General features: G+C 62.1%; 27 protein-coding genes. 18 read left to right on the plus strand and 9 right to left on the minus strand.

Annotated elements, in window-relative coordinates; all coding sequences use genetic code 11:
• Nucleotides 1–45 precede the first annotated feature (45 nt).
• The 10 genes from ACW9IB_RS06970 to ACW9IB_RS07015 all read left to right on the plus strand — a co-directional run bounded on the left by ACW9IB_RS06970 (nucleotide 46) and on the right by ACW9IB_RS07015 (nucleotide 9,276).
• Nucleotides 46–690: a DUF1120 domain-containing protein gene (locus ACW9IB_RS06970; RefSeq protein ID WP_457412925.1), complete on the plus strand. Its 645-nt coding sequence runs from the start codon at nucleotides 46–48 to the stop codon at nucleotides 688–690.
• A 32-nt stretch (nucleotides 691–722) separates the two neighbouring features.
• A complete protein-coding gene (locus ACW9IB_RS06975; protein WP_457412926.1) occupies nucleotides 723–1,346 on the plus strand; it encodes a DUF1120 domain-containing protein in 624 nt (207 codons plus the stop codon).
• Nucleotides 1,347–1,383: 37 nt separating this feature from the next.
• Entirely contained in the window at nucleotides 1,384–2,004 is a 621-nt protein-coding gene (locus ACW9IB_RS06980) for a DUF1120 domain-containing protein (protein WP_457412927.1), read from the plus strand.
• An 81-nt stretch (nucleotides 2,005–2,085) separates the two neighbouring features.
• The gene (locus tag ACW9IB_RS06985; protein ID WP_457412929.1) at nucleotides 2,086–2,712 is read left to right on the plus strand and encodes a DUF1120 domain-containing protein; all 627 of its coding nucleotides are present in this window, start codon (nucleotides 2,086–2,088) and stop codon (nucleotides 2,710–2,712) included.
• A gap of 32 nt (nucleotides 2,713–2,744) precedes the next feature.
• Nucleotides 2,745–3,464 (plus strand): fimbria/pilus chaperone family protein, encoded by a 720-nt coding sequence (locus ACW9IB_RS06990; RefSeq protein WP_457412930.1) that lies wholly within the window; start codon nucleotides 2,745–2,747, stop codon nucleotides 3,462–3,464.
• Between the two features lie 137 nt (nucleotides 3,465–3,601).
• Complete coding sequence (locus ACW9IB_RS06995; RefSeq protein ID WP_457412931.1) at nucleotides 3,602–6,037, plus strand: fimbria/pilus outer membrane usher protein; 2,436 nt, start codon at nucleotides 3,602–3,604, stop codon at nucleotides 6,035–6,037.
• An 11-nt stretch (nucleotides 6,038–6,048) separates the two neighbouring features.
• Entirely contained in the window at nucleotides 6,049–7,176 is a 1,128-nt protein-coding gene (locus ACW9IB_RS07000; RefSeq protein ID WP_457412933.1) for a DUF1120 domain-containing protein, read from the plus strand.
• A gap of 10 nt (nucleotides 7,177–7,186) precedes the next feature.
• Nucleotides 7,187–7,822, plus strand: coding sequence for a DUF1120 domain-containing protein (locus tag ACW9IB_RS07005; protein ID WP_176994980.1), 636 nt, complete (start codon nucleotides 7,187–7,189; stop codon nucleotides 7,820–7,822).
• Between the two features lie 37 nt (nucleotides 7,823–7,859).
• Complete coding sequence (locus ACW9IB_RS07010; RefSeq protein WP_457412934.1) at nucleotides 7,860–8,480, plus strand: DUF1120 domain-containing protein; 621 nt, start codon at nucleotides 7,860–7,862, stop codon at nucleotides 8,478–8,480.
• A 172-nt stretch (nucleotides 8,481–8,652) separates the two neighbouring features.
• On the plus strand, nucleotides 8,653–9,276 hold the full coding sequence (locus tag ACW9IB_RS07015) for a DUF1120 domain-containing protein (protein WP_457412935.1): 624 nt from the start codon (nucleotides 8,653–8,655) through the stop codon (nucleotides 9,274–9,276).
• On the opposite strand, the gene ACW9IB_RS07020 is transcribed toward ACW9IB_RS07015, so the two are convergent.
• Both ACW9IB_RS07020 and ACW9IB_RS07025 read right to left on the minus strand, forming a co-directional pair.
• Nucleotides 9,273–10,526, minus strand: a complete 1,254-nt coding sequence (locus ACW9IB_RS07020; RefSeq protein WP_457412936.1) for a CynX/NimT family MFS transporter — start codon at nucleotides 10,524–10,526, stop codon at nucleotides 9,273–9,275. The two genes, ACW9IB_RS07015 and ACW9IB_RS07020, sit on opposite strands and share 4 nt — an antisense overlap.
• Nucleotides 10,516–11,175 (minus strand): FadR/GntR family transcriptional regulator, encoded by a 660-nt coding sequence (locus ACW9IB_RS07025; protein WP_457367089.1) that lies wholly within the window; start codon nucleotides 11,173–11,175, stop codon nucleotides 10,516–10,518. Before ACW9IB_RS07025 ends, ACW9IB_RS07020 begins: the two co-directional genes overlap by 11 nt.
• Nucleotides 11,176–11,278: 103 nt before the next feature.
• On the opposite strand from ACW9IB_RS07025, the gene ACW9IB_RS07030 reads away from it, so the two are divergent.
• A complete protein-coding gene (locus tag ACW9IB_RS07030) occupies nucleotides 11,279–11,488 on the plus strand; it encodes a type II toxin-antitoxin system MqsA family antitoxin (protein WP_457412938.1) in 210 nt (69 codons plus the stop codon).
• A 57-nt stretch (nucleotides 11,489–11,545) separates the two neighbouring features.
• Here the strand turns inward: ACW9IB_RS07030 and ACW9IB_RS07035 are convergent, their stop codons facing one another.
• The 4 genes from ACW9IB_RS07035 to ACW9IB_RS07050 all read right to left on the minus strand — a co-directional run bounded on the left by ACW9IB_RS07035 (nucleotide 11,546) and on the right by ACW9IB_RS07050 (nucleotide 15,714).
• Nucleotides 11,546–12,310, minus strand: a complete 765-nt coding sequence (locus ACW9IB_RS07035; protein WP_457412939.1) for an amino acid ABC transporter ATP-binding protein — start codon at nucleotides 12,308–12,310, stop codon at nucleotides 11,546–11,548.
• 11 nt (nucleotides 12,311–12,321) lie between these two features.
• The gene (locus ACW9IB_RS07040) at nucleotides 12,322–13,419 is read right to left on the minus strand and encodes an amino acid ABC transporter permease (RefSeq protein WP_457367086.1); all 1,098 of its coding nucleotides are present in this window, start codon (nucleotides 13,417–13,419) and stop codon (nucleotides 12,322–12,324) included.
• A gap of 10 nt (nucleotides 13,420–13,429) precedes the next feature.
• A complete protein-coding gene (locus tag ACW9IB_RS07045; protein ID WP_457367085.1) occupies nucleotides 13,430–14,611 on the minus strand; it encodes an amino acid ABC transporter permease in 1,182 nt (393 codons plus the stop codon).
• Nucleotides 14,612–14,682: 71 nt separating this feature from the next.
• On the minus strand, nucleotides 14,683–15,714 hold the full coding sequence (locus ACW9IB_RS07050; protein ID WP_457367084.1) for an amino acid ABC transporter substrate-binding protein: 1,032 nt from the start codon (nucleotides 15,712–15,714) through the stop codon (nucleotides 14,683–14,685).
• A 345-nt stretch (nucleotides 15,715–16,059) separates the two neighbouring features.
• Here ACW9IB_RS07050 and ACW9IB_RS07055 point away from each other — a divergent pair, with 345 nt between their 5' ends.
• The 3 genes from ACW9IB_RS07055 (at nucleotide 16,060) to ACW9IB_RS07065 (ending at nucleotide 19,704) form a co-directional block, all read left to right on the plus strand.
• Nucleotides 16,060–16,716, plus strand: a complete 657-nt coding sequence (locus ACW9IB_RS07055; RefSeq protein ID WP_457367083.1) for an alpha/beta hydrolase — start codon at nucleotides 16,060–16,062, stop codon at nucleotides 16,714–16,716.
• A gap of 95 nt (nucleotides 16,717–16,811) precedes the next feature.
• Nucleotides 16,812–18,284 carry an ATP-dependent RNA helicase RhlB gene (gene rhlB / locus ACW9IB_RS07060; RefSeq protein WP_457412955.1) on the plus strand — a complete coding sequence of 491 codons (1,473 nt, stop codon included), beginning with the start codon at nucleotides 16,812–16,814 and terminating at the stop codon, nucleotides 18,282–18,284.
• A gap of 292 nt (nucleotides 18,285–18,576) precedes the next feature.
• Nucleotides 18,577–19,704 carry an NAD(P)/FAD-dependent oxidoreductase gene (locus ACW9IB_RS07065; RefSeq protein WP_457412940.1) on the plus strand — a complete coding sequence of 376 codons (1,128 nt, stop codon included), beginning with the start codon at nucleotides 18,577–18,579 and terminating at the stop codon, nucleotides 19,702–19,704.
• On the opposite strand, the gene moaE is transcribed toward ACW9IB_RS07065, so the two are convergent.
• The 3 genes from moaE to moaC are packed head-to-tail and all read right to left on the minus strand — an operon-like array spanning nucleotide 19,705 to nucleotide 20,869.
• Entirely contained in the window at nucleotides 19,705–20,154 is a 450-nt protein-coding gene (gene moaE, locus ACW9IB_RS07070) for a molybdopterin synthase catalytic subunit MoaE (protein ID WP_457412941.1), read from the minus strand.
• Between the two features lie 2 nt (nucleotides 20,155–20,156).
• Nucleotides 20,157–20,399, minus strand: a complete 243-nt coding sequence (locus ACW9IB_RS07075) for a MoaD/ThiS family protein (RefSeq protein WP_457412943.1) — start codon at nucleotides 20,397–20,399, stop codon at nucleotides 20,157–20,159.
• Complete coding sequence (moaC, locus tag ACW9IB_RS07080; protein WP_457412944.1) at nucleotides 20,396–20,869, minus strand: cyclic pyranopterin monophosphate synthase MoaC; 474 nt, start codon at nucleotides 20,867–20,869, stop codon at nucleotides 20,396–20,398. The genes ACW9IB_RS07075 and moaC overlap by 4 nt, the downstream gene beginning before the upstream one ends.
• Nucleotides 20,870–21,066: 197 nt before the next feature.
• Here moaC and ACW9IB_RS07085 point away from each other — a divergent pair, with 197 nt between their 5' ends.
• From ACW9IB_RS07085 to ACW9IB_RS07100, 4 genes are all read left to right on the plus strand, one after another.
• On the plus strand, nucleotides 21,067–21,513 hold the full coding sequence (locus tag ACW9IB_RS07085) for a DMT family transporter (protein ID WP_457367078.1): 447 nt from the start codon (nucleotides 21,067–21,069) through the stop codon (nucleotides 21,511–21,513).
• 87 nt (nucleotides 21,514–21,600) lie between these two features.
• Nucleotides 21,601–22,341 carry a class I SAM-dependent methyltransferase gene (locus ACW9IB_RS07090; RefSeq protein ID WP_457367077.1) on the plus strand — a complete coding sequence of 247 codons (741 nt, stop codon included), beginning with the start codon at nucleotides 21,601–21,603 and terminating at the stop codon, nucleotides 22,339–22,341.
• Between the two features lie 60 nt (nucleotides 22,342–22,401).
• Complete coding sequence (locus tag ACW9IB_RS07095; protein ID WP_457367076.1) at nucleotides 22,402–23,409, plus strand: formylglycine-generating enzyme family protein; 1,008 nt, start codon at nucleotides 22,402–22,404, stop codon at nucleotides 23,407–23,409.
• A 62-nt stretch (nucleotides 23,410–23,471) separates the two neighbouring features.
• A complete protein-coding gene (locus ACW9IB_RS07100; protein ID WP_457367075.1) occupies nucleotides 23,472–24,071 on the plus strand; it encodes a GTP cyclohydrolase II in 600 nt (199 codons plus the stop codon).
• The last annotated feature ends 26 nt before the right edge of the window (nucleotides 24,072–24,097 follow it).

Genomic DNA, 24,097 nt, shown 5'->3' on the forward strand with positions numbered 1-24,097 from the left:
CGCGCCGACCTGCCTCCCTGGCCCTTGCATAGGAATACCGTTCACATGAAAGACTCACTCATCGCCCTCGCCGGCGCATTGCTGATCGCCCACGGCACACTCGCGCTGGCCGCAAGCTCCGTGGATCTTTCGGTCAAAGGTGCCATTACCCCGAGCGCGTGCACGCCTTCCATCAACCAGGGGGGCTTGGTGGATTTCGGCAAGATACCTGCCAAGCACTTGTCCGCCGACACCACCACCCCCTTGCCATCGACGGTATTGAAACTGGGCGTGAACTGCGATGGCGCGACGTTCTTTGCCCTACGCGGCATCGATAACCGCCTCGGCACCGCCTATCTAGACGACGGTTACAACTATGGCTTGGGTGTGGCCAATGGTGATCCGACGCAAAAACTGGGTATGTATTTTTTAACGCTGTCCAACGCCGTTTCCGACATTGGCCCGTTGGACACGTTGATGAGCCAGGACGGCGGCAAGTTCTGGTGGAACTTCCAAAGTTACTACTGGTTGGTGAGTCATCTATGGGTGGCATTCGGCAGCAGCATTGACGGCATCGCCGCGCCGATTGCCGTGCGGCAGGTAACGGCCGACCTGCAGGTGTATGCCTGGCTCGCTCCCAGCCGCGGCCTGGATCTGAACGAACAAATTTCCCTCGACGGCTTCGCCACCGTAGAGCTGATCTACCTGTAACCCGACGTAGCCTCCCACAAGGATTTGTGCCCATGAAAAGAAATCCCCGCATCACCCTTGCCCTACTGCTGGCCACGATTGCGCCCGGAGCCTTAGCGGCCAGTAGTACGGACCTGAGCGTCTCCGGGACCATCACCCCCAGCGCCTGCGCCCCCGTGCTGTCGAACGGTGGCGTGATCGACCACGGCAAAATGACCTCCAAGGACCTGCAACCCAGCTCCCCCACGTTGCTCGATGCGGCCGAGATGCGCCTTGAAGTGCAGTGCGAGGGTGAGACGTTTTTCACCTTGACCACCGTGGATAACCGCGCGGGCACCTCCGCCATCAACCCGAGGCACCACGGCCTGGGCATGACCGCCGAGAAAGAAAAACTGGGCAGCGTGGCGTTTTCGCTGTTCGACCCGGTGGCCGATGACAAACCGGTCAAGGTCATCACTTCAAGCAACGGCGGCGCCAACTGGGCCGCCTCGATCTACCTGGGACATGAGGCGCTGACCTCGTTTGCTGCCCTCGACGGCCCCAACACGCCCATCGCCCTGAAAACCCTGAATGCCCGGCTGCGCGCATTCACCATCATCGTGCCCGCCACCGACCTGACCCTGCTCGATGAGGTGCCACTGGACGGCCAGGCCACGCTGCAACTCAAGTACTTGTGACCCTTTTCCCTCAACTTGCCTTGAAAGGAGCAACACCATGAAAGCCCTGAATGCCTTGTTCGCCACCCTGCTGCTCACCGGGACCGGCACTGCCCTCGCCGCCTCCAGCGTGGACCTGACCGTGCGCGGGTTGATCACCCCAAGTGCCTGCGAGCCGACGCTGTCCGGCGGCGGCAATGTGGACGTCGGCAAGATTTCGGCCAAGGACCTCAATGCCGATAAAGAAACCTCGCTGGCGAGACACACCCTGCAACTGACCGTCACCTGTGACGCCGCCACCTTGATGGCCATTGAGCCCAAGGACAACCGTGCGGGCTCGACTTCCTATACCGACGACGGCACTTTCGGCCTGGGCCTGGTCAATGGCACCGAAAAGCTGGGCTACTTCGTTATGGATATGGAATCGGCGGTGGCCGATGGCGTCGATGTAAGACCCATTGCTTCGCAAGACAGTGGCCTGACCTGGACACCCAAACTGAACCTGCTCAACAACGGCATCACCTCCGTCGCCGACAGCGCCACCGTCGCCCCCGTTCCGCTGCAATCACTGGTGGCCGAGTTGGTGTTCTGGCCTTTCATTGCCCCGGCCAACAGCCTGACCCTGACCGAGGAAGTGCCGATCGACGGCTCGACGACCCTGACCGTCAAGTACCTGTAATGGAAAACGGGCGCAGCCTTTGCGCGCTGCGCCCAGCGCCGCACTCACGGATGTCCCTCAACACGGTTCCAACATCAGACCATGAACACGCTCCCACGCTGCTTGATGATGCTCGGTCTCTGCCTGACCGCCACCTCCGCCCTGTGTGCTTCCAAGGTCGACGTGACGTTGACCGGCAGCATCACCCCGAGTGCCTGCACGCCGGTCCTGTCGCCCAGCGGCATTGTCGACCATGGTCGGGTGCCGGCCCGCTCGCTCAATCAGTACGAGTTCACCGAACTGCCCATGCGCACGCTGGACATGAACGTCACCTGCAACCAGCCCGTGCTGTTCGTGCTGGTCGGTGTGGATAACCGTGCCGACTCCTCCGTGGGGCCAGGCTTCTATTACGGCCTGGGCAACAACGTCCATGCCCCGGCCGAACGCCTGGGCTCGGTGGCCGTGGCCATCCGCGAAGCGGTGGGCGATGGCCAGCGCGCCATTGTGCTGGCCTCCAGTAACCAGGGCCTGACGTGGTTTCCCGAAACCAACGCCTACCCGGACAACTACATGGGCTTCGCGCACCCCGGCACCCTGGTGCCGGACCCGCACAGCGAGCTTACCGCCAAGCTGGACATCAAAACATCGATCAACGCCGCCGCCTACCTGACCCTCGACCAGGAGGTGCCGTTGGACGGTTCCATCGTGCTAGACCTGAGGTATCTGTAGCCATGCTCCCCTTCCCTTGCGTTGCCAAAATAATGACACGGGTGTTCAACCTGGTTCGCTATGCCTGCCTCTACCTCGCCGCGCTGGCGCTGACGTTGTGGGGCCCCACCCTTGTGCTCGCCGATGGCATGGTACCGGACACGTCGGTGGTCATCGTCAACGAGGCCGATGGCGAAGCCTCGGTGTCGGTGACCAACACTGACGCCAAGCTTGCCCTGCTGCACGTCACCCTCGAAGACATTCCCGAAGACCAGGCGCGCCTGCTGGTTGTCACGCCACCGCTCACACGGGTCGAGCCGTCCAAGAGCCAGTTGATCCGCTTCATCCTGCAATCTGCCACGCCACTGACCACCCAGCGCTTGAAAAGGGTGATCTTCGAAGGCATGCCCCAGGGACGCGCCGAAGGCCAGGCCGGGCATGCGCGGGTTGGCGTGACGGTGCGCCAGAACCTGCCGGTGATTCTGCACCCCAAGGGGCTCGCACCGAATCGCACGCCCTGGACCGGCTTGGTCTGGAGCCTGAAGAACCAGCAACTGAGTGTGAGCAACCCGACGCCCTACGTGGTCCGCCTGGCTCAGGAATTGACCTTGCTGCCCGGCAAAGGCTCAGCCTTGCTGCCACGCACCTACGTGCTGCCCGGCGAGACCTTGAGCGTGGCCGCCAGCCAGGCCCAGGCCACCACCGTGCAGATACAACCGGCCACCGTCTACGGATTTGCGGTCGCGCCTTACGAAGCACCGATCACCCTTTGATCGCAGCGCCGGCGGGCCCGATGCCGGCGCCCTGATAACGAAGTGGCCTCTCATTGAAGGCCGCCGGGAGCTCTCCCGCCACGATGGAATGGCGCGGGCCAGACTCCACTATTCGAGTACGACTTGTGAGCACAGTTATGACTGATCGCGACGGCGAAGCCGTGCCTGGTATTTCATCACCCCGGGCGCGCCAATGGCTGGCGGGCGTTGCGCTGAGCCTGGGCACCGTGCTGCCAACGGCTGCCTCCCTGGCCGATGAAGGCGCCGGCTCATTTGATCCGCAAACCCTGGCCCAACGGGGCATTGACCCGCAATTGGCCAACCTGTTGCTGGAAGCCCCGCGCTTCCCGGCCGGGCGCCACGCTCTGAACCTCACCGTAAACGGTCAGCGACGTGGTCGGGTGGACATGGTGTTCAACGGGCAAGGCGCGTTGTGTTTCAACCAGGCCCTACTGGATGCAGGCCACTTGCGCGTACCGGCCGACGATGGCGAATGCCATGCCTTTCTCGAGGCCTACCCGCAGACCGTGATCGAGCAGGATCCCGCCACCCTCAGCCTGTCGCTGGTGGTGCCCACCGATGCGCTGCGTCCGACCGTGCGCGATGTGTCCGGCTACCAGACCGGCGGGTTCGCCGGGCTGCTCAACTATGACCTGAGCGGCCTGTACAACGAATTCGGCGACGACACCAGCCGTTTCGGCTCGGCCAACACCGAGGTCGGTTTCAACGCCGGCGACTGGATCGTGCGCAGCCGCCAGGTACGCACCTGGCAAGACAAGGTGTCGCGCACCACCCACCTGGACGCCTACGCCCAACGCACCTTCGCCGAACAGCAAGCGGTGTTCCAGGCCGGGCAGATCAACCTGTACAACCCGGTATTGGCCGGCGCACAGATCACCGGGGCGCAGGTGCTCACCGAGACGGCCCTGCAGGACCAGAACCAGGGCGCCACCATCACCGGCATCGCCAACAGCCCGGCTCAGGTGGAGATCCGTCAGAACGGCACGTTGATTCATTCCACCGTGGTGCCGGCGGGGCCGTTCTCCCTCACCGATGTGCGGCGCTTGAACAGCCGCTCCGATGTGGAAGTCACGGTCAAGGAAAGCAGCGGCGAGGAGCGTCGCTTCACCGTGCCTGCCGCCATGCTTGGCCTGGGCTTGCCTGCGCCGGGTTACTCGGTGGCGGCGGGGCGCGTGCGCAAGCTCGGTGCCGGTGAAGGCGCCGAACCCTGGGTAGTCAGTGGTGGCTGGAGCGGTGCGTTGCACCCGCAAGTCAGTGTGGGTGCCGGCGCGCTGGGCGCCGAGGATTATCGCGCGGTCGGTGCCAGTCTGGGTTGGTTGCCGTGGCAAGACAGCCAGCTCCAACTGTCCAGTCAAATCGCCCAGGCCACGCGCAATGGCAACGAACGCGGTGTACAAACCGATCTGTCGTGGTCGCAACGCCTGTCCGAACGTTGGGCAATCACCACGGCGGGCTCCTGGCGCACCCTGGGTTACCGAGACCTGGAAGACTCCACCTACCTCACCGAAACCCGCGAGCAACGCCAGTCGCGCTACCGCGACCAACAGAGCGCGACCGCATCCTGGTCACACCCGATGCTCGGCGCATTCAGCGCCGGCATCTCGCGCTCGTCCTCGTTTACCGGTGAGAGCAGCAGCCGCGCGCTGGCGTCGTGGGGCACCAGCTTTGGGCGTGTTTCGGTGTCCGCCAGTGCCGAGTGGCAAGTGGGCGGCCGCCAGCAGAGCGATGACAGCGTGTACCTGAACATCAGCGTGCCCCTGGGCGAAAGCCGCCGCGGTCGTGCCTGGGCGCGCAATGCCGGAGGCGATCACCGCATCGGGGCCGGGGTCAGCGAACAGATCAACGACCAGTTGAGCTACCAGGCAAGCGTTGAACGCGACAGCCGTGACCGTGAGGTGGAGTCATCCATCGGTGTCTCGACGCTGCCGTATTACAGCCAGTTGGACTTCAACTACACCCGCAACAATCAAGAACGCTCCAGCTACCAGGGTGGCGCACGCGGTGGCGTGGTGTTGCACGGCGATGGGCTGACTTTTTCGCCCTACCCGGTACGCGAGACCTTTGCGCTGATGTCGGTGGGCGACATGGCCGGCATCAAGGTCAGCACCCCCAGTGGCCCGGTGTGGACCGACTGGCAAGGCCAGGCCGTGGTGTCGCAGCTCAGCCCCTATGGCCGCAGCCCGGTGGAAGTGCAAACCCGCTCGTTGCCGCGCAACGCCGACATCAGCAACGGCCTGGCCGTGCTGTCGGCCGGACGTGGCGCCGTAGACAAAGTCGAGTTCGGCGTGGCGCTCACACGCCGGGCCCTGTTGAGCGTAACCGACGCCAACGGCCAGCCTCTCCCCCGCGGCGCCGCCGTCAGCACCGCCGACGGTGAGTTCGTAACCCTGGTTCAGGACGGCAGCCAGGTGTTCTTGCCGGACGTATTGGACCGCCGCGAATTGTGGGTCAGCGCCCCCGGCCAGCCCCGTTGCCGCCTGGACTTCGACCTGCCCGAACGCGGCGATCCCGAGGTGTATTACGAAACCGCACCGGCGCGGTGCCAACCATGAGGAACTTAACCATGGGCCTGAAACCTGCCTTGTTGTCCGCCAGCCTGTTGCTGGGCGCTAACGCCTGGGGCATGGATGAGTGCCAGTTGAACCTGAGCGAAACCGCCGTGGATTTCGGCTTGGTGAACCGGGCGGTGTCGCCGGTCGCCGTGGCCGAGCACCTGTTGGGCGAACGGCGCCTGAGCCTGACGCTGAACTGCCCCACGCCCACTGACTTGAGCCTGTTCTATCGCGGACTGGCAGCCGGCACCGAGCGCTTCCAATTCACCAGCCGTGGCAGCTACAGCCTGCGGGCGAGCGACGCACTGCTCGACGGCCAGCCCGTGGAGTTGGGCCTGGTGCCCGGCAGCGGCCAGCCGCCGATGAGCAGCGCCGCAGCCCTGCGCTGGCGTCCTGAACACGGCATCGTGCCGATGCGTGCCGGTGTGCCGGTCAGCGGGCGCAGCTTGTCGTTGCAACTGGAGGTCAGCGCCTGGGCCAGGCAAGACGCCCTGCGCGTCAGCGATACCGTCACCTGGGACACCAGCGGCGTCGTCGATGCCATCCACACGGGACGCTCGCGGGAGTTGCGCCTGCAAGCACGCTTCGCCCCTGCGGCCTGTACGCCAAGCCTGTCCAACGGCGGCACGGTGGCCTTCGGCAAGTTATCGGTGATGGATCTGAGTGTCGACAAAGAGACGGCCCTGCCCGCACGACCACTGGTGGTCAGCGTGGCCTGCGACGCACCGACCGCGTTCAGCCTGCGCCTGCAGGACAACCGCCAAGGCTCGGCCACCGGCCCGGGAGACGACAGCACCTACGGCCTGGGGCTCGACGCGCAGCAACAAAAAATCGGCCGCTACCGGTTGGTCTTCGACCCTGCGCGCACCACCGCCGACAGTTTCCCCGGGCTCTACCGAACCGACTCCCCCACCGGCACCGCGCCCTGGAGCAGCGCGAGCGCCAACCCGCTGGCGATTGGCGCCAGCCGTTTCCTGGGGTTCAGCACCAGCGTCGGCAACACCAGCGGCCCCGTGCCGATTCAACAACTCAGCGCCACCACGAGCCTGGAAGCGGTGATCGCACCGCTGGGCACGCTGGACCTGGGCAGCGAAGTGCGCCTTGACGGCGCCGCCACCCTCGAACTCAACTACCTCTAGGAGCCTTCCCATGAAGCACCTTCTGATTGCCTTGGCATTCGTGTCGGGCAGCGCACACGCCGCCTCCACCGTTGACCTGGCCGTCACCGGCCTGATCACGCCCATGGCCTGCACACCGCTGCTGTCCGGCGGCGGGCTGGTGGACTTCGGCAAGATCTCGCGCAATGACCTCAACCTCACCAACGGTACGCGCCTGCCCCACAAGTACCTGACCCTCACCGTCAACTGCAACGCACCTGGCCGCTTCGCCCTGCGCATGCGTGACAACCGAGACGGCACGGCCCACGTCAACAGCGAGATTTTCTACGGCCTGGGGCTGGACACCAGCGGCAACAAGATCGGCGTGTACTCGGTGAGCTTCGACCCCAGGCAGACCGTGGTCGACAACCTGGCCGTGGTGTACGGCACCGAATCCACCACCGGCGGCCTGGCCTGGCGCACCGCCAACCTCAACCCCATCGACGTGGGCTCGCGCAGCCTGCTCGGTTTCACCGATGTGGTCGGCAGCACTGCCGGCCCGTCGGCCATCCAGACGCTGACCAGCACCCTGAAGCTGGAAGCCACGCTCAACGCCCGGCAGAACCTGGACCTCAGCGTGGAAACGCCGATGGACGGGTCGGCCACGTTGGAAGTTGTGTACCTGTAATTCGCGTTTTTTTCCCCAACCCTGTAGGAGCAATACCATGAGCATCACCCGTAACCTGTTGGTCGCCGCGTTGATGATGAGCGCAGGCCATGCGCTCGCCGCGTCCAGCGTCGACCTGAGCGTCAAAGGCACGATCACGCCAAGCGCTTGCACACCAGCCCTGGGTAATGGCGGGCAGTTTGAAGTGGGTAAGATCGCCTCCAAAGACCTCAAGCCAGACGACTTCACCTGGCTGGGCGACTTTGTCACGCAAGTCAGCGTCACCTGCGATGCACCGACGCTGATGGCCATCGAGCCCAAGGATAACCGTGCAGGCTCCGAAGCCATGGGCGAGCCCGCTTACTTTGGCCTGGGCCTGATCAACGGCAGCGAAAAACTCGGCTCGATGTCCTTACTTCTAGAGAAAGCATTCGCTGACGGCGTCGCCAGCCGGGCGATTGACTCTCTCGATGGTGGCGCCACTTGGACGCGCCACTCCGTCATAGGGCCGGATCGCATCACTTCGGTTGCCGACACTTCAACTTACGCGCCGATCCCCGTTCAGGTCTTCGAAGCTCAAATGACCGTAACTCCGTCTATTGCCCCCACCCGCGGCCTGACCCTCACCGAAGAAGTGCCCATCGACGGCTCGGTCACCCTGACCGTGCGTTACCTCTGAACCTTGTCGCCAATCCCCTAGACGCTGACCAGCCGCCTGAAGCTGGAAGCCACACAACGCCCGACAGAACCTGGACGCTCAGCGTGGAAACGCCGATGGACGGGTCGGCCACGTTGAAAGTTGTGTACCTGTAACACCCTGAACGATCCCTTCCCTAGATAGGAGCAACACTGTGAGCAACTCCCTGAAAACCCTGATTGCGGGCCTGATGTTCGCTGCCAGCAGCACCGGCTTCGCAGCCTCCAGCGTCGATCTGACCGTACGCGGTACTATCACTCCGAGCGCGTGCTCACCCAGCCTCGGCAACAGCGGAAGCTTCGACGTGGGCAAGGTTTCCGCCAAGGATCTGAAGCCCGACCGCCCCACAAACCTGGGTGATTTTGTCACGCCATTCACCCTCACCTGTGAGGCCCCTACCCTGATTGCCATTGCGGCAAAGGACAATCGTGCGGGGTCACACTACTCGGGAGAGCCCAGTTATTTTGGCCTGGGCCTGATCAACGGCAACGAAAAACTCGGTGGGATGTCGTTGTTGCTGGACAAGGTGATCGCCGATGGCGTGCCCCGCAGAGGCACCGACTCACTCGACGGGGGCACAAGCTGGACGTATCACGACGCGTTGGGACCGAACCGCATCACTTCGTTCTCCGACAACGCCACGTTTGCGCCAATCCCGGTGCAGTCGGTGACCGCCGAAATGATGGTGACCGTCACGATAGCCCCCGCCAACAGCCTGACCCTCACTGAAGAAGTCCCCATCGACGGTTCGGGTACGCTGACGATGTTCTACCTCTAAACCTTCTGGCTGGTCACCCCGACATACAGGGCACGACCAGCCCCCAACCCGGCGATGATCGCGCCCAGGCCGATCACGCCGAACACCCAGCCGGTGGCGCCCCAGCCACCGGTCCAGTCATGCAACACACCGACCGCCAGCGGGCCCAATGAGGCCAGCGTGTACCCGATGCCCTGGGCCATGCCCGACAGGTTGGCCGCCACGTGGGAATCCCGCGAGCGCAGCACGATCAAGGTCAGCGCCAGGCTGAACGTACCGCCCTGGCCCAAGCCCAACAGAATTGCCCAGCCCCACAACCCGTCCAACGGCGCAAACAGGCAGCCAAACAGCCCGCCCAGGGTCAACAGCATCACTACCACAATGGCCAGGCGCTGGTCCTTGCCCCGGGTGGCCAGCCACGGCGCGGTCAGCGCGCTGAGCAGTTGCACGATGATCGAACCGGACAGCAGCAAGCCGGCTTCGGTGGCGCTCAAGCCGCGGCTGATCAGGATCGATGGCACCCAGCCGAACACGATGTAGGCCAGGGACGATTGCAAACCCATGTACAAGGTCACCTGCCAGGCCAGCGGATCGCGCAGCAGCCCTTTGACCTTGTACGCCACTTGATGGGCGCCGTGCTTCTGCCCCACCTGTGGCAACCAGAACAACGCCGCGACCAGCGCGGGCACGATCCAGAACCCCAGGCCGAAGGTCCAGCTGTTGCTGAAAAAATGACTCAGCGGCACCGTGGCCCCCGCCGCCAGCGCCGCGCCCAGGCACAGTGCCATGGTGTAGACACCGGTCATGGTCCCGGCCTGTTTGGCGAAGTCACGCTTGACGATGCCCGGTAGCAGCACGCCGATGATGCCAATGCTGGCGCCGGCGATCAGGCTGCCGGTGAACAGCCCGGCCTCGCCGAACGAACTGCGCAGGATGATGCCGCCGGCCAGCGTCAGCAAAATCCCCAGCACCACCCGCTCGGCGCCAAAACGCCGGGCCAGGATCGGCGCCAATGGCGCGAACAGGCCCAGGCACATCACCGGCAAGGTGGTCAGCAGACCGGCCTTGGCTGCCGACAGGCCCAGGCTGGCCGAGACGTCATTGAGCAACGGTGACAGGCTCGACAGCGCCGGGCGCAGGTTCATCGCCACCAGAATCAGCCCCAGGATCAGCAACCAGGGGCGGCTCATGGCGGGTGGGGTGTGTTGCACCACCTCGTCGTCGGCTTCGGCGTCGATCAGCAGTTCTTCAAGTTTGGTTTCAGGGTTCATTGATCAACTGCCGGCAGAGGGATTTGGCGCGTTCCGGGTCTTGGTTCTCGACGGCTTCGAGCAAGGCGATATGCAGGTCGAACACTGCCTGGCGACGCGGGGTGATGTTCAAGGTCTGGCGCAATTGGGCGCCGACGATGGCGGAAAAGTACTGGTACAACTCGCTCAGGGCCGGGTTGTGCGCCGCGTCCACCAGGCGTTTGTGGAAGACCAGATCGGCGCTGATGTAGGCCTCGAGGTCACCGTGATACAGCTCGCCGCTGGCTTCAAGCGCTTCGCGCAAACCGTTGAGGTCTTCCTCGGTTCGACGCAATGCCGCGAGGCTGATCGCCTCCACTTCCAGAATCTGCCGCGTCTCTTGCGCCTGCTCCAGGGTGCAGTGGGACAACGCCCGCAGCGTGCCCAGCGGGTCGGTCATCGAGCGCAGGTAACTGCCGTCGCCCTGGCGGATTTCAATCAACCCGGAAAACGCCAACACACGCATGGCCTCGCGCACGGTATTGCGGCTGATGCCCAATTCGGCGGACAGCTCAGGCTCGGTGGGCAGGCGCTCACCAATGGCCCATACGCCCTGGCTGATGCGCAGGCGCAACTGCTCCAGCGCCTGGTCGACCAGGGAGCGTTTTATCAGAGGGGCGATGTCTGTCATGGGTTTTACGCTTTCGTCCAATCATAGGATGAATTTTCCTACAGCCTATTTGGAATTACCTACAAAGGCAACGCACTACGGTTCTTAAGCAGGAAAAGAAGCAGTGAGGCTCTTCACCGTCCGCGGGCACAATGCATTCTCTCGCTATGAACGGGCGGAGATTTTTCCGCCGGAACCGTTGCTCACATTGATGCGCCTGCTGGATAAACATCCGCACCTGCTGGCCGAGGTAAAAGCCCTTGCTGTCGGTGATGACCTGAACCGCCTGCTCATCGCGAAAGACGCGCAACAGCTCGCAGCGCAAGCCTCCTGAAAACAACAGGCAAAAATAAACCCGGCACCGGGCCGGGTTTATTCATTCACGCTTCGATCAATGCAGAATCTGGCTCAAGAACAACTTGGTCCGGTCATTCTGCGGGTTGTCGAAGAAGTCATTCGGCGCCGCCTGCTCCACAATTTCGCCCTTGTCCATGAAGATCACGCGGTTGGCCACGGTGCGGGCAAAGCCCATTTCGTGGGTCACGCACAACATGGTCATGCCGTCTTCGGCCAGGCCGATCATGGTGTCGAGCACTTCCTTCACCATCTCCGGGTCGAGTGCCGAAGTCGGCTCATCGAACAGCATGATCTTCGGCTTCATGCACAGCGCGCGGGCAATCGCCACACGCTGTTGCTGGCCGCCGGAAAGCTGCCCCGGAAACTTGTGGGCCTGCTCCGGGATGCGCACGCGCTCCAGGTAATGCATGGCGATTTCTTCGGCCTTGCGCTTGGGCATCTTGCGTACCCACATCGGTGCCAGCGTGCAGTTCTGCAGGATGGTCAGGTGCGGGAACAGGTTGAAGTGCTGGAACACCATGCCGACTTCACGGCGGATCGCTTCGATCTGCTTGAGGTCGTTGGTCAGTTCCACGCCATCGACCACGATGCGGCCTTGCTGGTGCTCTTCCAGGCGGTTGAGGCAGCGGATGGTGGTGGACTTGCCCGAACCCGACGGGCCACACAGCACGATACGCTCGCCCTGCTTGACGTTGAGGTTGATATCTTTCAACACGTGGAACTGGCCGTACCACTTGTTGACGCCCTGCATCTGGATAATGCCTTCAGAGCCCACAGGCTTTTTGATTGCTTCGCTCATCAGAAAAACTCCTAACGCTTGTGGCCTGTGTCGAGCTTGCGTTCCAGATGCATGGAATAGCGCGACATACCAAAACAGAAAATCCAGAACACCAGGGCGGCGAACACATAGCCTTCGGTGGCCATGCCCAGCCATTTAGGGTCGGCAGCCGCTTGCTTGACGCTGTTGAGCAGGTCGAACAGGCCGATGATGATCACCAGGCTCGTGTCCTTGAACAGCGCAATAAACGTGTTGACGATGCCCGGAATCACCAGCTTCAGGGCTTGCGGCAGAATCACCAGGCCCATGCTGCGCCAGTAGCCCAGGCCCATCGCGGCGGCGGCTTCGTACTGCCCTTTGGGAATGGCTTGCAGACCACCGCGCACCACTTCGGCCACGTAGGCCGACTGGAACAGGATCACACCGATGAGCGCCCGCAGCAGCTTGTCGAAGTTCATGCCTTCGGGCAGGAACAGCGGCAGCATCACCGAGGACATGAACAGCACGGTGATCAACGGCACACCCCGCCAGAACTCGATGAACGTCACGCAGATCACACGGATCGCCGGCAGGTTCGAGCGCCGCCCCAGGGCCAGCACGATCCCCAGCGGCAACGCACCGGCAATGCCGACCGTGGCGATCACCAGGGTCAGCATCAGGCCGCCCCATTGACTGGTCGCCACGGTGCTCAGGCCGAACAGACCGCCGTGCAGCAGGAAGTACGCAATGATCGGGTACAGCACCAGGAAGCTCAGGCCGTAGACCGCCTTGCGTTGAAAACGCGAGATGAACAACGGCGCCACACCGACGATGGCCAGCCACACGGTCAGGTCCACGCGCCAGCGCAACTCGCCAGGGTAGTAGCCGTACATGAACTGCCCGAAACGCTGTTGGATGAACACCCAGCAGGCGCCCTCCTTGGTGCAGTCGGCGCGGGTGGTGCCCACCCAGTTGGCATCGAGGATGGCCCAATGCAGGATCGGCGGCACCACCAGGTACACCAGGTAGATCGCCAACAGGGTCAGCAGGGTGTTGAGCCAGCTGGAGAACAGGTTGGTGCGCATCCACGCCACCGGGCCGAAGACTTTGGTCGGCGGCGGCATGTCAGGTTTGAAAGTATGTGAAGTCATGCAGGTTTCCTCACCGCTCGATCAGCGCAATGCGCTTGTTGTACCAGTTCATCAGCAGGGAAATGCTGATGCTGATCGCCAGGTACACGCTCATGGTGATGGCAATGACCTCGATGGCCTGGCCGGTCTGGTTGAGTACCGTGCCGGCAAACAGCGAAACCATTTCCGGGTAACCGATACCGGCGGCCAGCGACGAGTTTTTCGCCAGGTTCAGGTATTGGCTGGTCAGCGGCGGAATGATCACGCGCAGCGCTTGCGGGATGATGACCTTGCGCAACGTCGGACCCGAGCGCAGGCCCAGCGAACGCGCGGCCTCGGTCTGGCCGTGGCTGACGGACTTGATGCCCGAGCGCACGATCTCGGCGATGAATGCGGCGGTGTACACCGTAAGCGCCAGGGTCAGTGCCAGCAGCTCCGGGATCAGTACCCAGCCGCCGACAAAGTTGAAGCCCTGCAACTTGGGCATTTCCCAATGCAGCGGCGCACCGAAGATCAAGGCGCACAACGCCGGAATCACGATGAACAGCGCCAGGCCCGCCCAGAATTTGTGGAAGGGTACGCCAGTGGCATCAAACCGCTTGTTGGCCCAGCGCGCCATCAGCACGATCGCGACGATGGCCACCACCACGCTGACCACGAATGGCCAGAACCCGTCGGCGGCAATCGCTGCCGGCATGTTCAGGCCACGGCTGCTGACAAAGAAGGTGTCACCGAAGTTATGGCTGTTACGCGGCCCCGGCATGGTCAGGAACACCGCGAAATACCAGAACAGGATCTGCAGCAACGGCGGGATGTTGCGGAACACTTCCACGTACACCGTCGCCAGCTTGTTGATCATCCAGTTGGGCGACAGCCGCGCCACGCCGATGACGAACCCGAGCAGGGTCGCCAGGATCACGCCGATGAACGTCACCAGCAAGGTATTGAGCAAGCCGATCACGAAGACCCGGGCATAGCTGTCCGATTCGGTGTAGTCGATCAGGTGCTGCGCGATGCCAAAGCCGGCACTGCGCTCAAGAAAGTCGAAACCCGAGGTAATGCCCCGGTGTTGCAGGTTGGTCTGGGTGTTATTGAACAAGTACCAGCCCAGCGAGACCACTGCCACGATCGTGATGATCTGGAAGAGCCACGCACGCACTTTGGGATCGCTGAAGCTGAGCTTCTGCTTGGGTGCGCTGATTTGATTTTGCATGGATTGCCCCGAAAATAATGGAACAGAACATCACCCGGTGGCTGGCCACCGGGTGACAGAACCATCAGCGATCAGCGCACAGGCGGTGCGTATTGAATGCCGCCGTTGTTCCACAGCGCGTTCAGGCCGCGGTCGATTTCCAGCGGGGTGCTCTTGCCGAGGTTTTTCTCGAAGATTTCACCGTAGTTACCCACTTGCTTGACGATCTGCACGACCCAGTCTTTCTTCACTTTCAGGTCTTTGCCGTATTCGCCGTCAGCACCCAGCAGACGGGCAACGTCCGGGTTCTTGGTGGACTTGGCTTCAGCTTCGACGTTTTTCGAAGTGATGCCGGCTTCTTCGGCGTTGAGCAGCGCGTAGCCTACCCAGCGCACGATGGCCAGCCACTCGTCGTCACCGTTACGTACCACTGGGCCCAGAGGCTCCTTGGAAATGGTTTCCGGCAGTACCACGTAGTCCTTCGGCGAGGCCAGCTTGCTGCGCTGTGCGTAGAGCTGGGACTTGTCGGAGGTCAGCACGTCGCAACGACCGGATTCCAGCGACTTGGCGCTTTCATCGGAGGTATCGAAGGTGATCGGGGTGTATTTGAGGTTGTTGGCGCGGAAGTAGTCGGAGACGTTCAGCTCGGTGGTGGTACCGGCCTGGATGCAGATGGTCGCACCGTCCAGCTCCTTGGCACTCTTCACGCCCAGCTTGTTGTTCACCAGGAAGCCAACACCGTCGAAGTAGGTGATGAAGCCCGGGAATTTCAGGCCCATGCCTGCATCGCGGGAGCTGGTCATGGTGGTGTTGCGCGACAGGATGTCAACTTCGCCGGATTGCAGCGCGGTGAAGCGCTCCTTGGCATTCAACTGGCTGAATTTGACTTTGGTCGCGTCACCGAACACGGCGGCAGCGACAGCGCGGCACACGTCAGCGTCGATCCCCAGGATCTTGCCGCTGGCATCCGGTACCGAGAAACCCGGCAGACCGTCACTCACGCCACATTGCACGAAACCTTTCTTCTGCACGGCGTCCAGGGTGGCGCCGGCATGGGCGAAACCGCTGACACCCAGCACTGCCGCCGCGGAAACGATGGCCAGGGTGGATTTCAATACCTTCATTCAAACCTCCAGTTTGCTCTTGTTGTGTCGGAGCTCGAACCCCAGCGCACCCTTTTGAGGCGGTATTGACCTGTGTTGGCTTTTTTTAGGTCAAGCGACATGAGGTTTTCGCAGTAATTCCAGTGGCTATCCCACAAGCGGCCGTCACTGATAGTGTTACCGTCACGCGATAGTTCTGACATCGAACAACACATAGCAAGGCCCGTACCAGAGTGCAGGCCGAGTCAATTCACACGGTGGTCAATAGAAAAAGATTCAACCGTGCGACATTCTCTTAACAGATAAACCTATTGCGCACCGTTCCGACGCACCCAATCGGAGCGAGCGCACTTTTATGGAGCAGACATGACCGAACCCCTGATTCTTCAGCCCGCCAAGACCGCAGACGCCTGCGTTATCTGGTTGCATGGCCTGGGTGCCGATCGCTACGACTTTCTGCCGGTGGCCGAAGCCCTGCAGGAAACCCTGTTGTCCACCCGCTTCGTTTTGCCCCAGGCACCGACCCGCCCCGTCACCATCAACGGCGGTTACGAGATGCCCAGCTGGTATGACATCAAGGCCATGAGCCCGGCCCGCTCCATCAGTCTGGAAGAGCTGGAAGTGTCGGCGAAGACCGTCACGGATCTGATCGAGGCACAGAAGAGAACCGGAATAGACGCTTCGCGGATTTTTCTCGCCGGTTTTTCCCAGGGCGGCGCGGTGGTTTTCCATACCGCGTTTTTGAATTGGGAAGGCCCTTTGGGTGGCGTGATCGCCCTCTCCACCTACGCCCCCACGTTCAGTGAAGAACTGGAATTGTCCGCCAGCCAACAACGCATTCCGACGTTGTGCCTGCACGGCCAGTACGACGATGTGGTCCAGAACGCCATGGGACGCAGCGCCTATGAGCATTTGAAACACCGTGGTGTCACCGTGACATGGCAAGACTACCCAATGGGCCACGAAGTGTTACCCGAAGAGATACGTGACATAGGTGCGTGGTTGAGCGCTCGCCTGGGCTGAAACCCGTGTTTATGTAGCCAACTGACAGACACACTACGCCGCGCCCGATTCTTGCATTACACTGGCCGGCGTACATTCCTTAACCAATTAATGAGATCACCGTGCTCAAAGCACTCAAGAAGATGTTCGGTAAAAGCGAGGCTGAGCCGCTCGCGCCTGTTCCCAGTGCCCCTGTCCCCACGCCCGGCAGCCGCAATGACGGTAAACAGCCAGGCCGGACCGCACCTGCCGCCGAGCCCGCGAAGCCGCCGGCGACCGCGCCCGAACAGGCCAAGCCAGCGCAAGCCGCCCCCGCACCGGCTGCCAAGCCACGCCGGGAACGCGCACCCAAGCCACCGGCCAAACCCTGGAAGCTCGAAGAGTTCGTCGTCGAACCCCAGGAAGGCAAGACCCGCTTCCACGACTTCAAACTTGCCCCGGAACTGATGCACGCCATCCAAGACCTGGGGTTCCCGTATTGCACCCCGATCCAGGCCCAGGTGCTGGGCTTTACCCTCGCGGGCAAAGATGCCATCGGTCGCGCCCAGACCGGTACCGGCAAGACCGCCGCGTTCCTGATCTCGACCATCACTCAGTTGCTGCAGACGCCACCGCCGAAAGAGCGCTACATGGGTGAGCCCCGCGCGCTGATCATCGCGCCCACCCGGGAGTTGGTGGTACAGATCGCCAAGGACGCCGCCGACCTCACCAAGTACACCGGCCTCAACGTGATGACGTTTGTGGGCGGCATGGACTTCGACAAGCAACTCAAGCACCTGGAAGCGCGTCACTGCGACATCCTGGTGGCCACGCCGGGCCGTCTGCTCGACTTCAACCAGCGCGGCGACGTGCACCTGGACATGGTCGAAGTGATGGTGCTGGACGAAGCCGACCGCATGCTCGACATGGGCTTCATCCCGCAAGTGCGCCAGATCATTCGCCAGACGCCACCGAAAAGCGAACGCCAGACCCTGCTGTTTTCCGCAACCTTCACCGATGACGTGATGAACCTGGCCCGCCAGTGGACCACCGACCCGGCCATCGTGGAGATCGAGGCAGAAAACGTCGCCAGCGAGAACGTCGAACAACACATCTATGCCGTCGCCGGTGCCGACAAGTACAAGCTGCTCTACAACCTGGTCAACGACAACGGTTGGGAGCGCGTGATGGTGTTCGCCAACCGCAAGGACGAAGTGCGCCGCATCGAGGAACGCCTGGTGCGCGACGGTGTGAACGCCGCGCAGCTGTCCGGTGACGTACCGCAACACAAGCGGATCAAGACCCTGGAAGGCTTCCGCGAAGGCAAGATCCGTGTGCTGGTGGCCACCGATGTGGCCGGCCGCGGCATTCACATCGACGGCATCAGCCACGTGATCAACTTCACCCTGCCGGAAGTGCCGGACGACTACGTGCACCGCATTGGCCGTACCGGTCGCGCGGGCGCCGCAGGCGTGTCCATCAGCTTTGCCGGTGAAGATGACTCGTACCAGTTGCCGTCGATCGAAGCGCTGCTGGGCCGCAAGATCAGCTGTGAGACGCCGCCGACGCACCTGTTGCGCGCCGTGGAGCGCAAACGCCCTCAAGGCTGAAAGCAGTAGACGTGTGGGAGCTGGCTTGTCGGGCCGCCTGACCCACCGCTTTCGCAGCCTCGCCGGGGCTCGACAGCTCCCACAGAGGACTGCAGTGTCTGGAAAGCCCCTGTCAACTGCACCATCATGCCGGGCACTTTGCTGACCTGCGATAGAGATCCAATGTGGGAGCTGGCTTGCCTGCGATAGCATCACTGCGGTGTCACTGACACACCGGGGTGTTTGAATCACAGGCAAATCAGCTCCCACACTTGTTTGGCGGTGCTTTGAAATGAGGATTCCAGGAGGAACCATGAATCACGCCGACTACATCATCATCGGCGGCGGCATTGCCGGCGCATCCGCCGGCTACTGGCTGTCACAGCACGCACGCGTCATCGTGCTGGAGCGTGAATCGATACCGGGCTATCACGCCACCGGGCGCTCGGCAGCACTGTACATCGCCGCCTACGGTACGCCCCAGGTGCGCGCCCTGACCCTGGGCAGCCGTGCCTTCTTCGACCAGCCGCCCGCCGGGTTCAGTGAACACCCGCTGCTCACGCCACGGGGCGAGCTGCTGGTGGACTTCATCGGCGACCGCGATGAGTTGCAGCGCCAATACCTGAACATCCGTGCGATGGCGCCCGAGGCCAGCCTGCTCGACGCCGATGAAGCCATGACGATGATGCCGATCCTGCGCCCGGAGAAGCTCCACGGCGCGATCTTTGATCCCACCGTCTGCGACATCGACACCGACGCCCTGTACCAAGGCTACCTGCGTGGCATTCGCCGCAACGGCGGAGAGATCCATACCGACAGCGAAGTGCGGCAACTGACGCGTGACAGCCAGGGCGTATGGCACGTCGAGACGTCGCAACAGCCGTTCGGCGCACCGGTCATCCTCAACGCCGCCGGCGCCTGGGCCGATCGCATCGGCGCCCTGGCCGGCTCACGTGGAATCGGCCTGCAACCCAAGCGCCGCAGCGCCTTCACCTTTCCCCCGCCGCCCGATGTGGACATTCAGAACTGGCCCGAACTGGCAGCGCTGGACGGCTCGTTCTACATGAAACCGGACGCCGGCATGTTCCTCGGCTCGCCCGCCAACGCCGACCCGGTAAACCCCCATGACGTACAGCCCGAAGAGCTGGACATCGCCATGGGTATTTATCAGATCGAAGAAGCCACTACCCTGACCATTCGCCGCCCGACCCGCAGCTGGGCGGGGTTGCGCAGTTTCGTCCGCGATGGCGACCTGGTGTGCGGGTTCGATCCACACGTGGAGGGGCTGTTCTGGGTCGCCGCCCAGGGCGGTTACGGCATCCAGACCTCACCGGCCATGGGCCAGGCCAGCGCGGCGCTGGTGCGTGGCGAGCCATTGCCCGGCGCGCTGGGCGCACTGGGCTTGACCGAGGCGATGCTCTCTCCTGGGCGACTGGGGTAGTTACTTCCAGCGATCCGCGGCAGCGTGATCACTGTCGCGCCCTTCGACCCAGCGCGGGCCTTCGGGGGTGATTTCCTTCTTCCAGAACGGCGCGCGGGTCTTCAAATAATCCATCACGAAGGCGCAGGCATCGAACGCCGCCTGGCGATGAGCACTGGCGGCGCCGACAAACACGATGGGCTCGCCCGGCTCCAGGGCGCCGATGCGGTGCAGCACGTCCAGCTTGAGCAAGGGCCAGCGCTGCTCGGCTTCGACGGCGATTTTGGCCAGGGCCTTTTCGGTCATGCCGGGATAATGCTCGAGGAACATCCCCGCCACGTCGCGACCGTCGTTGAAGTCGCGCACATAGCCAACAAAACTCACCACCGCGCCCACGCCGACATTCGCCGCGTGCATCGCGTTGACCTCCGCACCAGGGTCGAACGCCTGGGCCTGCACCCGAATGGCCATGGTCAGCCTCCGGTCACGGGCGGGAAGAACGCCACTTCGTCGCCGGCGAGCAGTGGCTCACCCAGGCCGCACAGCTCCTGGTTGCGCGCGCACATCAGGCTGGTTTCGTTCAGCACCTGGAAATCCGGGTCACTGGCCAGCGCCAGGCGTACAGCATCGACGGTGGCGAATTCGCCCTCCATCTCCAAAGAATCCAAACCGATGGCTTCGCTGTAACGCGCAAAAAACAATACGTTGATGCTCATGGCCGGTCCGCCTTGAAGTGTCCGCTCTTGCCGCCAAGCTTTTCCAGCAGGCGAATGGTTTCGATGGTCATGCCACGGTCCACGGCCTTGCACATGTCGTAGATCGTCAGTGCCGCGACGCTGGCCGCGGTCAGGGCTTCCATCTCCACGCCGGTCTGGCCGGACAATTTGCAGCGCGCCAGGATATGCACGGCATCGGCCCCGTCGGCACTGAGTTCGACTTTCACGCCAGTCAGCATCAGCGGGTGGCACAGGGGAATCAGGTCACTGGTTTTCTTGGCGGCCTGGATACCGGCAATGCGCGCCACGGCGAACACGTCGCCCTTGGGATGGGCGCCGTCGACGATCATTTTCAGGGTCTCGGGCAGCATGCGCACGCGCGCTTCGGCCACCGCCTCACGGAACGTCACGGCCTTGTCGGTGACGTCGACCATGTGGGCGCGTCCTTGGGAATCGAGATGGGTCAGCACAGCGGTACTCCTGATCAGGAGCGCCGATTGTAAACCCGATGGTCAGATTGCACACGTTCAAGTCGGGGCCTGAGCGTGGATAGCCAATAGCCACAACTTGGGGTTGATCAGTGTCGCGAATACAACCCATCAGAACAAAGAATTGGCGCCAAAAACACAATCTCCGTAAAACTTTCCAAAAAAAGGAACCCCACTTCATGTCCATCTTCTATTTCATCCTGCTCAGTTTGCTCGCCGGTTTTGCAGTTCCTCTTCAAGCCGGCACCAACGCCAAGTTGGGTAACTTGCTTGGGCATCCGCTGTGGGCCACCGCTGTTTCATTATTGGTCAGCCTGCTGGTTCTTATCGTCGTTATTACCGTCGTGAAGGCACCGCGCCCCAATATTTCGACGGCACAAGAAGGCCCCTGGTGGATATGGATGGGGGGTGTGGCGGGTGTGTTCTATATCACGGTCGCGTTATTGATGGCGCCTCGCCTCGGTGCGTTGAACTTCATCATGGCCGTATTAGTTGGGCAACTTATCATCTCCATGCTGATTGACTATTTCGGCTTGATGGGTTTCCCGCGCCAGCCATTCAACTTGAACAAGTTGATTGGCGCCATTGTGGTGATCGGCGGCTTTTTGATCACCACACGCAGTTAATAAAGCAATACGGGGCACCGACACAGAAGCCCGCTTCCTGTTCCCGAGTCAGGGATTGACGAACGTTTCAACTTTCATAGGTGGAAAATGACAACTCAAACTGCAACTTACGATTCCATTGGCGAGCGTTTCGAAGCCTTTACCGACACCGCCTCCCAACGTTCCGTGGAAACCGCGACGTTCTTCCACATGGTGGGCGACGTTAAAAACAAATCCGTCCTGGACCTGGCCTGCGGCTTCGGTTTTTTCGGGCGTGAGCTGTATCGCCAGGGCGCCAGCAAAGTGGTGGGCGTGGACATTTCAGCGTCCATGATCGACCTGGCCCGCAAGGAATCGGCGCGCAACAACGAGGCCATCGAATACCACGTCAGCGACATCAGCGAACTGGGCCAGATCGGCAAGTTCGACCTGATCACCGCGGCCTGGCTGTTCAACTACGCACAGTCGCCGGCCGAGCTGGACAAGATGTTCAAGGTCGCCGCACAAAACCTGGCACCCGGTGGCCGGGTGGTGGCCTACACCGTAGAGCCGACGTTCGAACTGAAGCGCGGCAACTTCACCAAGTACGGCGTGCACGTGCTGACCGAAGAACCCCACGAAGGCGGCTTCCGCCACCACGCCGAATTCGTCACCCAGCCGCCCAGCGCCTTCACCTTCCATCGCTGGAGCCGCGAGCTGTACGAGCACGCCATCATGAAAGCCGGTTTCTCTCGCCTGCAATGGCAGAAACCGCTCATCAGCGAAGCCGAGCGCGCCCGTTACGCCGAAGGCTACTGGGACGATTTCGAACGTAACTGCCTGCAGACCGGATTGGTCTGCACCCTCTAAAGACGGCGGGGCGCGTCACCCCGCGCCCGCCTCCTCCGCTCACCTGCCGGAACCTGCGCTATGAACCCCAATGGCTTCAATCATTGGCCCACGTTTGAGGGTCTCCTGACCGCCGACATGACAGACCGCTTCTTGATGGGCCTGCCGGAGCACTTTCAGGAAAGCCTTAACCTGAAATTACCGCTGTCGTCCTGGCGCCAGGTCGCCGAAGAGTCCGCCGAGCAGTTGGCCAGCCGAGTGGAAAACCCCACGTGCAGCCTGGCCTGGCGCTACGCCGCCGCGCAGTTGCTGGCCCAGACGGCCGACCCGCGGATCGACGTGCTCAACCCACCGATGATTCGCATCCGGGGTGGCGCCGTGCAGATCGGCCTCGCAGGCGCCGAAGTCGACCGCGTGATGCACGAGATGCGCGGGTTGGGGCTCGATCGCGACTGGATCGCCAAGGAAGTCCCGCGCCACGCCGTGCAACTGGCCCCCTATGCCATCGGTAAATACCCGGTGACCAACCTGGAATACCGAGCCTTTCTGGAAGCCACCGATCAGGTACGCATTCCCGAAAGCTGGGCGTTCGGGCAATTCCCCCATGAACGCTCCAACCATCCGGTCTACGGGATCAGCGCCGACGATGCCGACGCCTACGTCGCCTGGTTGGCCAAAGCGAGCGGCAAGGCATTCCGCCTGCCGACCGAAGCCGAGTGGGAGTTCGCTGCGGCAGGCCCTGACAACCTGGAGTTCCCCTGGGGCCCGCACTTCCTGCCGGGCCACGCCAACACCGCCGAAATGGGCCTGTTCAGCACGACCCCGGTGGGGTTGCTGGTGGAAGGCGCCTCACCATTCGGCTGCCTGGACATGGCGGGGAACGTCGAAGAATACGTCGCCAATGACTACGCCCCCTACCCCGGAGGCGATGCCATTACCGACGACCTGGTTACCGTTGTCGGCACCCACCGCATTGCGCGCGGTGGCAGCTTCACCCGTTTTCGAGACCTGACCCGCAATTGTCGACGCCACGGTAAGTACCCGCGCGAGATTTACGTCATGGGTTTCCGTCTCGCGCAAACCCTGTAACGACAGCTTGTTCCCTCATTCAAAACAAACACACACTCCTTTAAGGGGTGGAAGGAATTGCGATGAATAGCCTTAGTGTACGCAACCATGTTGATATCCCGCTGGACGATAGTTCCTGCCCTGGCACTTTTTATACCTTCAGCGGTTTAGAGACCGAGCACGAACATATTGTGATCAAACTCGGCCCACCGAATAAAAACAGCCCGCTGGTGCGCATTCATTCGGAATGCCTGACCGGTGACGTGTTCAGTTCCCAGCGTTGCGATTGCGGCCCGCAATTGAACGAGTCCATCTTGCGCATGCAGGAAAGTGGCGGTTACTTGATCTACTTGCGCCAGGAAGGCCGGGGCATCGGCTTGTATGCAAAGTTGGATGCCTATCGCCTGCAAGATACCGGCATGGATACATTCGAGGCCAATACGCACCTCAACTTCCCGGAAGATGACCGTGACTTTTCAATGGCCGCCAATATGTTGAAAGCGTTGGGCGTGCATCATTGCAAACTCATCACCAACAACCCGGACAAAGTCAAAGCGCTGCAAGACAACGACATTATTGTCGACGACGTCATTCCGACCGGCGTGTTTGTCACCCGGCATAACACTCACTATCTAAAAGCAAAAGTCGACAAGAAAAACCACCTGATTAACCTGATCAAGTAATGCGGCGGCCCCGTTCAACTTCCACC

Source organism: Pseudomonas sp. SDO524_S393 (assembly GCF_054071875.1).